Below are 12,005 nucleotides of genomic sequence, written 5' to 3'. Positions count from 1 at the left end.
CCGCGCGGGTTCCGTGCGTGAGCGCGGCCTCGGCACGGGCCGTTCCCGTCATCACGCGACTCCGACGATGACCGTTGTGTGGACGCCAGGGGACCCACCCCTCACCAGTGCGCGGTGAACCCCCTCCAGACGGTGGTTCGGGGCGGCCACGACCAGTTCCTCCTTGCCACCGGGGAAGTGGTGGTAGATCGCGGGCGCGGTGACGTCGAGTTCGCGCACGACCTGGTGGAGCGACAACCCCCGGTATCCGACCAGGGCCGGGTGACGGGCGCTCACCGTGAGGATGCTCTGCCGGGCCGACATCGCCGCATCCGTCCCCGCCGGGTCCCCACTCACCGCCGCCGGTGCTCCAGGACCCGACCCAGTCGGTCCAGCTCCGCACTGGGGTCAGGGCCGGCGGGGGCGAGCACGACCGTGTGGGCGCCCGCGTCGTGCCGGGCGGCGATACCGGCGCGGACCCCCTCGGGGGTTCCGGCCAGGGACAGCTCCTCCACCCAGGCCCGGGGCAGGGTCGCGGCGAACTCCTCGGGCCCGGAACACGCGGCGCGGTGCGCGATCAGCCCTTCGGCGAAGGGCAGGGGAGTGATGTGCGGGGCCCAGTCCCTGTCGCCCACCGACGCGAGCGCGGGACGCACCCGCTCCAGAGCGGCCTCGGGGTCCGTGTCCACGGCGGCGGCGTCGTAGGTGATGACCATCGGTGCGTGGCCGGACACCTCGGAGCGGGCCTGGGCCAGGGCCGCGCGGATGTAGGCGGGGTTGGCGGGCTCCGCGAGGAGGACGCCGTCGGCGACCCTTCCGGCGACCGCCAGTGACCTGGGCCCGCGCACCCCCAACACCAGCGGGGGCACCTGGGCGGGTGGCTGGTCCAGGAGCACGTTCTGGACGTGGACGTAGCGGCCCGGGGCCGGGCCGGGGTGCCCCAGCAGCAGGGTGCGCAGGGCGGTGGCGTACTCCTGGATCAGGGTGAGCGGGCTGGCGGGACGTGCACCCACCTGCTCCATCCAGTCGCGCATGCCGTGACCGATGCCGACGGTGAGCCGTCCGGGGAAGAGCTGCGCCAGGGTGGCGATCTCCATGGCGGCGAAGGCCGCGTTGCGCGCTCCGGCGGGCAGGATGCCGATCCCCACCCTGATCCGTGAGGTCGAGGCGAGCACCGCACCGGCCTGGGCGACGCCGCCGCGAAACCCCAGGTCCTCCACGACCCACAGTTCGTCGAAGCCCAGCGTCTCGGCTCGGCGGGCGAAGTCGAGGACCTGGTCCGAGGCCAGGTCGCGGGGGAGCATGGCGCCGACGCGGCGCGGGGCGGGTGCGGTGTTCACGATGCCTCCTGGGTGGTCGGTCTCGAAAACCTGCTCGTCCGGCCGGACAGGACTCCGGCCAGGGCGATGGCGGCGAGTCCCGCGACCGGGACCAGCGTCAGGCCCAGCCGGACGCTGGTCGCCTCGGCCACCAGGCCCACCAGGGGCGGGGACAGCAGGAAGCCCAGACGCATCAGCCAGGAGACCACCGTCAGCCCTGTCCCCGGGCGCAGACCCGGAGTCTGGTCGGCCGCGTGCATGGCCGCGGGGATCAGGGTGGCCATGCCCAGGCCCGCGACGGCCAGACCGACGAGGGTGCCCGGCACGGTGGGAAAGGCCAGGGCCAGGCCCATGCCAACGGCGGTGAGGGCCCCGCCGACGCGTGCCACCGCGCGCTGGCCGAACAGGTCCACGCACCGGTCGCCGATCATCCGTCCCACGAACTGGGCGCCGACCATGGCGATGAACCCGGTCGCTGCCACGGCGGCCGGTGCGCCCAGCGATCCCGACAGATAGACGGCGGCCCATGTGCTGCCCGCGTCCTCGACGATACTGCCGGAGATGGCCAGCAGGACCAGAGCGACCAGGACCCAGACCACCCACAGGCGCCTGCGAGCCGCGTCGACGGCCTGGTCGGCGATCTCGGTCGGCGCGGCCGCACCGTTCCCCTCGGCTCCGTTGTCGGGTCCGGGCAGGCACCAGCGCAGCGCCCACAGCGCCACGGCCGAGAAGAGCACCGCGCTCAGTCCCAGATGCACCTGGCGCGGGACCTCCCAGGCGATGGCTGCGGCCGCCATCGTTCCCCCGGTGACCGCGCCGATGGACCAGACGGCGTGGAAGTTGTTGAGGATGGAGCGCCCGTAGCGGCGCTGCACCCGCAGCCCGTGGGCGTTCTGGCCCACATCGGTGAGGGAGTCCATCGCCCCGGCCGCCAACAGGGCGGCGGCGAACACCCACAGGCTCGGAGCGAAGGCGGCCGCCCAGGTGCCCGCTCCCGTGGCCACGGTGCCCAGCACCGCCACCCGGGCCGACCCGAACCGGCGGATGAGCACGGCCGCGCCCAGCCCGGCGGCGATCGCCCCGGCGGGGAAGGCCGCGACGGCGAGTCCGTAGGCGGCCTCGCCCAGTTCCAGGTCGGCCTTGATCTGCGGATAGCGGGGGATGAGGTTGGCGAACAGGGCGCCGTTGGTGAAGAACAACGCCCCCACGGCCACCCGCGCCCGACGGTCCCGCACTGTGGGGCCGGTGGTCTCGTGAACGATCATGAGTACGATCGTACACATCTCAGGAGGTGTGAGGAAGGCGCTCGTGCCCGCCGACTTCCCCTTCCCGGCAGCGGTTCGGAGGGCCGGGGTACGGTCTTCCCAGGACCGCTCCGCCGACCGCCCGGCATGAGCAGGCCCCTCGACCCGAAAGGTGCCCGAGTGTCCCGTCGCCACGACCCCGACCGCCGGGACCGCATCATCGACGCCTGCCTGGACGTCATCGTCGAGGTCGGGGTGGCCGGGGCCTCCCACCGTCGGATCGCCCAGGCCGCCGACGTGCCGCTGGGGTCGATGACCTACCACTTCACCGGTATGGACGAGCTGCTGCGCGAGGGCCTGAGCCGCTTCGCCCACAGCGTGAGCAACCGGTTCGAGGAGCGGTTGCGCGCCGCGCGCGACCGGCCCCGGGCCGTGGACGCGGTGGTGGCGATCATCGCCGACGACACCTTCTCCTCGCCACGCGAACTGGTGCTCACTCACGAGCTGTACACCCTGGCCGCACGCGACCCCTCCTTCCGCGACATCACCGTGGAGTGGATGGGCCGCAGCCGCGCCGCCCTGGAGAACCACTTCGACCCGCTCACCGCGAGCCTGATGGACGCCCTGGTCGAGGGGCTGACCATCCACAGCGCCCTGGACGCCGCTCCCAGGGGCCTCGCCGAGATCCGCGAGGCCGTCACCCGCATGTCAGCCGGCGCACTCCATCCCGTCGGCGAAGCGCCTCCCGAAGCCGACACGGGCGGCTACGTCAAGGGGCGGCGCCGCCGCGCGGAGATCGTGCGGACCGCCCTGACCGTCTTCGGCACCGTGGGCTACCACCGGGCCACCATGGCGGGCCTGGCCGCGGCCTGCGGGGTCTCCCGTGCCGGGCTGCTGCACCACTTCCCCACCAAGGAAGCCCTGCTGGAGGCGGTGCTGACCGAACGCGACCGGATCAACGGCGAGCTGTTCTTCGACGGGCACGACCCCGCCGACGGGGCCGACTACTTCCACCGCCTGACACGCGTGGTGGAACACAACCAGGCCCAGCCCGGCATCGTCTCCCTGTTCGCGGTGCTGTCCACCGAGGCCTGCGATCCCGCCCACCCGGCGCACGCCTACTTCCGCCGCCGCTACGCCGACCTTCGCCACGACGTGTCGCGGGCCCTGGCCGACCTGGGACGGCGTGGCCTGCTGCGCCCCGGTGTCACCGCCGAGGGCCTGGAGTTCGAGCTGGTCGCGCTCATGGACGGCCTCCAGGTCCAGTGGCTGCTCGCACCCGGAGAGGTCGACATGGCCGCACGGCTGCGTTCACGACTGCGGGAGATCGCCGACCTGCCCTGAGGGCGCGACGCACTCCAATACCGACACGTGTGTCGGGATTGCAGTGCCACCGACCACCCGAACGGAGGAGGTTCGTATCCGGGATGCTCGCGCCGACGTGCCCGTGCCGGGGGTGAGAACCCCGAGGTCGTTCTCGGAATCTCACCGAGTAGCGGACACGATCCGACCGGAGCTCACGTGAGAGTGGGTCCATGGACGAAGAACCCCTGTTGGTCTCCGACGCGGCAGCATGGCGGGCATGGCTCGACACGAACGAGGACGTCTCGGACGGTGTCTGGCTTGTGCTGGCGAAGAAGGGAACGTCCTCACCCACGTCCCTCACCTATGCCCAGGCACTCGAGGAAGCCTTGTGCGGCGGCTGGATCGACGGCCGGAAGGAGAGACGGGACGCCAGCACGTTCCTTCAGCGGTTCACCCCGAGACGGAACAGGTCGACCTGGTCGCTGCGCAACGTCGGGATCGCCCGGGAACTGACCGCACAGGGACGCATGCGGCCACGGGGGCAGGCGGAGATCGACAGGGCCCGAAGCGACGGCCGCTGGGAACGCGCCTACCCCGGGTCGGCGACCATCGAGGCGCCCGCCGACCTCACTGAGGCCCTGAGAGCATCGCCCACCGCGGAGTCACGATTTGCGAGCCTGACCGCAGCCGAGCGGTACCCCCTGCTCCTCCAGATCGTCACCGCCGCCCCGGAACTGCGGGAACGGCGAATCGCCACCCTGGTCCAACGGCTGCGGTCCCACGTGCCAGAGGAGTGACACGGCTAAGCGGGTTCGCTCGGACCCCGCTCAGCGGCGTCAGCGAAACGGCGTGCGAGCTCGCCGAAGGCGTCGGCCAGCTCGCGGGGCGAGACCTCGGAGACGGCGGCTTCGAACCGGCCGATTGAGGCGGCGAGGGCCACCCAGGACCAGGAACCGACGATCAGTCGGCACCGGCCCGGCCCGAGTTCCTCGACGATTCCATCGTGAACGAACGGAGTCACCTTCCGCACGGGCAGTTCCAGGACCACCTCGCCGGTGCAGGGCCAGGCGTTCCCGGCGTCGGAGCCCTTCAACCTGCCCGCGAGGAAGTCACCGGCGTCTCCACCGGGCACCTCGCGCGGAGTGAAACGCGGACCCGTGGGGATGCCGGGTGTCATGCGGTCGAGCCGGAACACACGCCAGGCCTCCCGGTCCAGGCTCCAGCCGACGAGATACCAGCGTCCGCCCCCGAACACGACATGATGCGGTTCGACCCGCTGCCGCGAGGGATCGCCCGTCGGATCACTCCCCACCGACACGTAGTCGAATCGCAGGACCGCGCACTCCCTGACCGCCGTACTCACCGCGACGAGAACGTCCGGATCCACCGGTGAGGAGGTGTCACCGGGAAGCGTCGTGAACGTCAGACGATCGATCCGGTACCGCAGCCGTGACGGCATCACCTGCCGGACGGTCGTCAGCGCCCGCAGAGCGGCTTCGCTCGCCGTGGCCCCCGAGACAGCGGCGACCTGCAGGGCGGTCGCGAGTGCGACCGCCTGGTCGTCGTCGAACAGCAGCGGCGGCAGCTCCGAACCCGCGTCGAGCCGGTAACCGCCGTCGGGACCCTTGACCGCGATGATCCGGTAGCCGAGTTCGCGCAGGTGGTCGACGTCCCGACGCAGAGTGCGATCACTGACGTCCAGGCGCTCCGCGAGAACCCGCCCAGGCCAGTCCCGCCTGGTCTGCAACAACGACAGCAGCTTCAACATCCGCGAGGGTGACGTGGCCATGGCGTCCATTCTGCGCGAGAAGCGGCCGGGATATGACCGCTACTACCGCGAGTCTTGCCTTGTACCCGGCAGAGCCCGTCCGGCTCTTCCCAAGAACAAGGAGCCTTGGTCATGACCGTCAACGTCACCCCGCACCTGAACTTTCGCGGCAACGCCCGCCAAGCTCTGGAGTTCTACCAGTCCGTGTTCGGCGGTGAGCTGACCATCGCCAGCTACGCCGACATGGGGAACACCGCCCCGGAGACCGCCGACCACGTCACTTTCGGACAGGTCGTCGCGGACAACGGATTCCGCGTCATGGCCTACGACGCCTACCCGAACCTGGAGTGGGACCAGGGCAAGGACCCGTTCTTCGTCTCCCTGCGCGGCTCCGACCCCGCCGAACTCCAGGGCTACTGGGACAAGCTCGTCGAAGGAGCCGAGGTGAGGCAGCCGATCGGCCCCTCGGCCTGGGCGCCGCTCTACGGCCAGCTCACCGACCGCTTCGGCATCACCTGGGTGCTGGACATCGCCGTCGAATACCCCGTCGGCTGATCCACCTGGCCCCGAAGGCCGCCGCGCCCGCCCCGGTCGCGGCGGCCATTCGAGAGGCCCACTCCGGCCACGCCCCTGCGGCAAGTGGCCTCGCAACGGTTCCGGAAGCAGCCCAGGAGCCAACCCGCCATGGCTCGGTTGCCGGAAGAGGCCGCGAGGGACCGTCCGGTCAGGAGCTCTTCTCGTAGCGGGAGGGGAACGGGAATCGGGGTTCCAAGAACCCGTGAACCATCAGAGCCACCGCTTCCTGGGCTTCGTCCGGAGTGTCGACGTCGTTGAGGCAGAAGAAGTCCACCTCAGCGGACTGCAACGCCTCCAGCCGTTCGGCCGCGTCCGGGAGCCCGAAGTTCACGTACCGCATCCGGTACTCACCCGGAACCGCCCGCCCGGTCAACACCGCGTAGTGGTGGTGCAGTGTGGCGGTGAAGGCCACGTCCGACAGGGAGCGGAATCGGGATCGAGCGGTGCGTTCCAGTTCCTCGCGGTAGCGCTCTTCCATCTCCAGGACCTGCGGGTGCGGAGCGTGCTTGAACTTGTTCGTGATGGCCCGGCCGAAGTCCCGCTCCAGGAGCGCACGCACGTTCTTCCCCGCCGAGTTCGGAGCGGGCTCGCCCGCCACCGGGTCACCGGTACCGAACTGGAAAGGAGAGAACGGAACCTGGGCGATCCCGTTCGCATGGAAGAACTGACCAGCCCGCACCGGGCGGGCCAGGAACACGTCGTCGTTGAGGTAGAGCCAGTGCTCGGCCAAGCCGGGGATGTGGTGCAGTCGTGACTCGATCGCGTGGGAGTTGAAGGTCGGCAGTGCCTCGGCGGGCAGGATGTCGCGGTGGTCGACCACGCTGATGCCAGGGGCTTCGGTGTGCAACCAGGCGGGAATCTGACCGTCAGTGACCAGGTACACGTTGCGGACGAACGGCGTGTAGGCCTCCAGCGACCTCAGCGAGTAACGCAGCTCGTCACGGCTGGTGAAGCGTGAGGCGTTGGAAGCCTGCTCATGGGCGGAAGCCGACTCCGGCTGGTGGCGCGCCCGCTTGGTGGCGTGCTCGGGGTCCTCGCCGTCCACCCACGTGTAGACCACGTCGATCGGGAAGTCGACGTCGTCGGCGAGTTTCCAGGTGAACGGCTCGAACGTGGGGTGCTCCCGCCCGTTCACCGTCAGCGTGGCGGGTTTGCGCTGGGAAGCGGGAAGCACGTCCGCGATCCTGTTACGGGTGGGGGCGACCAGGGAGTCGGCCAACACCTCGGCCGGTGGCTGCACACGCAACCGTCCCAGCAACTCCTCGAGGTTGTCCCGCTCCAGCAGCGTCTCCCCGTCTCGCCAGAACTGCACGTCGCAGCCGTACTCGAACCCGGCCATCACCTGACCACCGGGGGAGAGCAGGGGTTCGGTGAAGCGGATGATCGGTCCCGACTTGACCTCCTCGGCCAAGGCTCCATCCACGTAAGCAGAAAAGGCGCTGACGATGCCACCACTGCCCGGTTTGATCGCGAACAAGGGGCTGTTGCCGTACAGCTCACGCATGGCGTCCAGGACCCTCTTACGCTCGGACCGGTGCACCCCACCACATGGCGCAACGGTGACCGTCCCCGCACCAGGAAGTAGTCGACCCCTGCGTGTTCGAGGGCAGCGGTCACCAGTTCCAGGTTGCGAGCCGAAGCACCTGCGGCGGTGAACCGCTCCACGGTTCGGCCCAGGAACTCTCCATCGCCCAAGGAGAAGGCCCGCACCGTTGAATCGTTCATGAGAAGTGCTTCGCGGCGCTTGGAGATCTTGGCCAGACGGCGTTCCTCGGCCACACGAGCGGCGGCGTCCTGGCGTTCGGTCTCCAGGCGTTCACGGGTTGCCTGTGGCAGGAAACGTTCAGCGGTGCTCTTGATACGAGATGCCAGGGGCATGGACCTCGACCCTCCTGTGTGTGCTGCGCGCTCGTGGACGTGGAACGCGGCGGAACCGGGTTCCGTCTGAGATCAGCACGAAAACGGGTTATCGGGTGGTCCTTTGTCTGCTTCTGGCATCGAGACGGTTTCGTCTCCTACGTTCCGTCAGGATGCTCTGACCAGGTGTGTCGCTGGCAAGGTCAAGAGGAGAGGGGCGGTTTCCGTTCGCGTGCTCGGTGGTTGGTTTACGCGTTGACGTGGCCGAATGTGGACACCTTCAAGGAAGTGCACGTCAAGGGTGGTTCCCGGTTCCAGATGTGTGGGGCGGGAGATTTGGGTGATTGTGGATTGATGTAAGCGCTGGTTAAAGTCCTGCCTTGATCCCAGGTGCGAGGGCTGTTCCCGGGTTCTCACATCCCCTTGACACGAACGGCAATCCCATGCGTCGCCCCTGGACCCGTGCGACGGCGGTCTCGACCGCCACTGCTCTGCTCCTCACCCTGACCATCGCGCCTCCTGTGGCGGCGCAGCCGCAATCACCGGACCCCGCCAGTTCCGAGGAGCAACAGGAGTTCGACGCGCTGGCTTTGGCGGAGCAGACGGGCGAACCGGTCGAGATCCCCGGGCTGACCGACGAGAAGACCCAGCATTTCGCCAACCCCGACGGCTCACTCACCGCTGAGATCTCCACGATCCCCCAGCGAGTGCGCTCCGACGGGGGCTGGGTGGAGGTGGACACGACCCTGGTCATGGCTGAGGACGGCGCGGTGCGTCCACGGGCCGCGGGCATGGACATCGCCTTTTCCGGCGGCGGAGACGACGCGATGGCCCACATCGGCATCGGATCCAACACCGCCGCACTGGGCTGGATCAACGACCTCCCCGAGCCCGCCCTGGACGGGGAGCAGGCCACCTACACCGACGTCCTTCCCGACGTGGACCTCGTCCTGACCGCCGGTGTCGAGGGCTTCAGCCAGGTCCTGGTCGTCCACACCCCCGAAGCCGCCCAACTTCCCGATCTGGCCGAGATCGCGCTCCCGCTGCGTACCACCGGCGTGACCATGACAGCGGACGAGCACGGCAACCTCGACGCTGTGGGCGACGCAGGCGGCCAGAGTGTGTTCTCCGCACAGGCCCCGGCCATGTGGGACTCCACGGGCGCGGGCCACGAGAGCGAGGACCCCACGGTGTCCGCGCCCTCGGGCGCACGCGTGCAAATGGTCCCGACCTCGGTCGAGGTCGACAGCATCCGGCTCCTCCCGGACCAGGGGATGCTGGTGGACGAGGCCACCGAGTTCCCCGTCTACATCGACCCCTCCGTGAGCGCCAGCCGCCCCAACTGGGCCTACGTCGACTCCGCGTTCCCCGGCCAGGCCTACTACAACCCCAAGGTCGACGACGTGGGCATCGGCAGGGTCGAGTGGGACCGGACCTACACTCGGCGCGCGTTCTTCCAGTTCACCGTGATGGCCAGGACGAACCACCCCAACACCATCATCAACTCGGCCACGCTACGGACCGAGATCGAGTGGGGATGGGACTGCACCAGCAACGCCCACATCCAACTGCACCGCACCGACGCCTTCACCAACAAGACCACCTGGAACAACCAGCCCACCACCCGCACCCTCCAGGACACCCAGAACGTCAAGGGCGGCTGGGCGACCTGTCCCAAGAGCAGCGGAGTGGAGTTCGACGCCACCAACGCCTACCGGTGGGGAGTCAACAACAACGCCTCCCACATCCGGCTCAGGCTCAAGGAACGCGACGAGAGGGGCACGACCGCCTGGCGGCGCGTCAACACCAAGAAGAAGCCCCCGGTGCTCGTGGTGAACTACAACCACCCGCCGGAGAAGCCGGTGACCTCCACCATCTCCGACTCCCTGGGGGTACCTGCCAGACCGACCGATCCGCGCCCCGGATGATCAACAACACCGAGGTCAGGTTCAACGCCCAGATCCGTGACCGTGACTCCTACTGGGTGGGCCAGCAGGTCAAGTCGCAGTTCGAGTGGAAACTCGACGGGGTGGACGGTCGCGTCGGTGCCGCTGACTCGGCCTATGTGACCGTGGGCAAGTGGTCCGGAGGCAGCTACCGTCCGGTGACCGCCCGTGACCTTCCTGAGCGAGAGCTCATCGCTTACCGGGTGCGTGGCCATGACCGCTCCAACTGGGGTCCGTGGTCGTCTTGGTGCTTCATCGAGGTCGACACCACCAAACCCGACTCCGGACCCGAGGTGACCTCCACCGACTACCCGGCCGGTGACGAGCCCCATGGTTCCGTTGGACGCACGGGTGAGTTCACGTTCGCCAACAACGGCGTGGATGCGGCCACCTCGTATCACTACAGCGTCAACGACGCCAGCTGTTCGACCAAGGTCGACCTCGACGAACAGGGCGCGTCCGTGACCCTGCCGATCACCCCGCGCAGGGACGGCCCCAACCTGATCCACGCCCGCATCACCGACGCCTACGGCAACTCCTCCGAATGCGGACTGGCGTACACGTTCACCGTCGCCCCACCCGGGGAACCCGTCTCGTACGTTCCCTTGGACGAGGGAGAGGGCACAGTGGCCGCGGACGCCTCGAATGCAGACCGCACCCTGGAGGCCACGGGTGACCTCGAATGGGTGAGAGGCCGTGTGGGTCCCAGTAACGGTGAGACCCAGCGCCTGGAAGGCGCGGCGATCGACATCGACGGAGAGAACTCCCGGCTGGTCACCGACGAGCCCGTGGTGGACACCAGCGAAGCGTTCTCCGTCTCGGCGTGGGTGCGCATGGACGACAAGGACCGCAACCGTAGTGCCGTTGCCCAGGCCGGACTGGAGAACAGTGGATTCTATCTGGGTTATCAACAGACCCTGGGCCATGACCGGTGGGTACTGAAGATGGCCCCCTCCGACGAGACCGGGGCCAGCGGCTGGTCTCGGGCCCTGTCGGACGAGCCCGCCCAGACCGGCGTGTGGACCCACCTGCTCGGTACCTTCGACCCGGCCGACGGAGAACTCGTGCTCTACGTCGACGGTGTGCGGCAGAAGGACACCGCGACCCTGGAGACCCCGTGGCAGGCTGAGGGCCCCTTGATGGTCGGTGGCGCCCGCTCCTCCACGAACGACTCCGAGCACTGGCGCGGTGGTATCGACGACGTTCGAGTCTGGGACCGGGTCGTTTTCGACGAGCCCTTCATCGAAACCGAGGAAGCCCGTTCCGAGGTGTGGGACCTGGCGAACCGACCCACTGCTCTGGAAGGGCGCTGGCGCCTGGACGAGACCGAGGGCACGCTTGCGACCGACTCCTCCGACCATGGCCTGGACGCCACTTTGGAGGCGGACCCGCTCACCGCGTGGAACCAGGCGATGAACGAGGTCACCTTCGCCCCCGGAGTCAGTTTGGACGTGGCGGGCGAGGAACACCTGCACACCGATGCCCCGGCGGTGCGTACGGACCGCAGTTACAGTGTCGCGGCCTGGGTGCGTCTGGACGAGGTGGGCCACAACTCCACCGCGGTGGCCCAGAACGGCGCGGTACACAGCGCGTTCTACCTCAGCTATCAGCACACCTTCGATCACGACAGCTGGGTGATGAAGCTGCCGCCAGAGGACCGGTCCGGGGCCAGCGGCTGGCACCGATCCCTCTCCGACCGCAGTGCCGAGTTCGGTCAGTGGACCCACCTGGCGGCCACCTACGACCACACGCTCGCCCAGGCGACCCTGTACGTGGACGGAGTGGCCCAGGACCCGATCGAGGTTCCTCGGGCATGGCAGGCGAACGGGCCGGTGATGATCGGCGGAGCTCAGTTCGAGAAGGAGTTCTTCGACCCATGGGCGGGGGACCTCAGCGATGTCCACCTCTACCAGGGGGTCCTGACCGCAGCCGATATCCACGACGTGATGGCGGGATACCTGCCGGTCCCCTGACGCCCTGTCTTCCCTTCGTCCCCTGAGCCCCTTGAGCT

The 12,005-nt window shown here is 68.9% G+C and carries 7 protein-coding genes and 2 pseudogenes; 4 read left to right on the top strand and 5 right to left on the bottom strand.

Annotation, left to right across the window (positions count from 1 at the left end):
• Positions 1-51: 51 nt before the first annotated feature.
• The 3 genes from D452_RS0125590 to D452_RS0125580 are packed head-to-tail and all read right to left on the bottom strand — an operon-like array spanning position 52 to position 2,563.
• Positions 52-303 carry a TetR/AcrR family transcriptional regulator gene (locus D452_RS0125590; protein ID WP_017546982.1) on the bottom strand — a complete coding sequence of 84 codons (252 nt, stop codon included), beginning with the start codon at positions 301-303 and terminating at the stop codon, positions 52-54.
• 29 nt (positions 304-332) lie between these two features.
• On the bottom strand, positions 333-1,319 hold the full coding sequence (locus D452_RS0125585) for an LLM class flavin-dependent oxidoreductase (RefSeq protein WP_017546981.1): 987 nt from the start codon (positions 1,317-1,319) through the stop codon (positions 333-335).
• On the bottom strand, positions 1,316-2,563 hold the full coding sequence (locus D452_RS0125580) for an MFS transporter (protein ID WP_017546980.1): 1,248 nt from the start codon (positions 2,561-2,563) through the stop codon (positions 1,316-1,318). The genes D452_RS0125585 and D452_RS0125580 overlap by 4 nt, the downstream gene beginning before the upstream one ends.
• 159 nt (positions 2,564-2,722) lie before the next feature.
• On the opposite strand from D452_RS0125580, the gene D452_RS31050 reads away from it, so the two are divergent.
• Both D452_RS31050 and D452_RS0125570 read left to right on the top strand, forming a co-directional pair.
• On the top strand, positions 2,723-3,886 hold the full coding sequence (locus tag D452_RS31050; protein WP_017546979.1) for a TetR family transcriptional regulator: 1,164 nt from the start codon (positions 2,723-2,725) through the stop codon (positions 3,884-3,886).
• Positions 3,887-4,077: 191 nt separating this feature from the next.
• Positions 4,078-4,644, top strand: coding sequence for a YdeI/OmpD-associated family protein (locus tag D452_RS0125570; protein WP_017546978.1), 567 nt, complete (start codon positions 4,078-4,080; stop codon positions 4,642-4,644).
• A 5-nt stretch (positions 4,645-4,649) separates the two neighbouring features.
• Here the strand turns inward: D452_RS0125570 and D452_RS0125565 are convergent, their stop codons facing one another.
• Positions 4,650-5,636: a helix-turn-helix transcriptional regulator gene (locus D452_RS0125565; protein WP_026129681.1), complete on the bottom strand. Its 987-nt coding sequence runs from the start codon at positions 5,634-5,636 to the stop codon at positions 4,650-4,652.
• A gap of 111 nt (positions 5,637-5,747) precedes the next feature.
• Here D452_RS0125565 and D452_RS0125560 point away from each other — a divergent pair, with 111 nt between their 5' ends.
• Entirely contained in the window at positions 5,748-6,170 is a 423-nt protein-coding gene (locus tag D452_RS0125560; RefSeq protein ID WP_017546976.1) for a VOC family protein, read from the top strand.
• Positions 6,171-6,339: 169 nt separating this feature from the next.
• Here D452_RS0125560 and D452_RS28995 read toward each other — a convergent pair.
• Positions 6,340-8,069 (bottom strand): annotated as a pseudogene (locus D452_RS28995) (Stealth CR1 domain-containing protein).
• A gap of 422 nt (positions 8,070-8,491) precedes the next feature.
• Here D452_RS28995 and D452_RS32005 point away from each other — a divergent pair.
• A pseudogene (locus D452_RS32005) lies at positions 8,492-11,967 on the top strand (LamG-like jellyroll fold domain-containing protein).
• The last annotated feature ends 38 nt before the right edge of the window (positions 11,968-12,005 follow it).

Origin of the sequence: Nocardiopsis prasina DSM 43845 (assembly GCF_000341265.1) — a bacterium.
GTDB classification, from domain to species: domain Bacteria; phylum Actinomycetota; class Actinomycetes; order Streptosporangiales; family Streptosporangiaceae; genus Nocardiopsis; species Nocardiopsis prasina.
The sequence above is the reverse complement of the archived record's forward strand: the minus strand, read 5'-3'. Positions and strand labels throughout refer to the sequence as shown.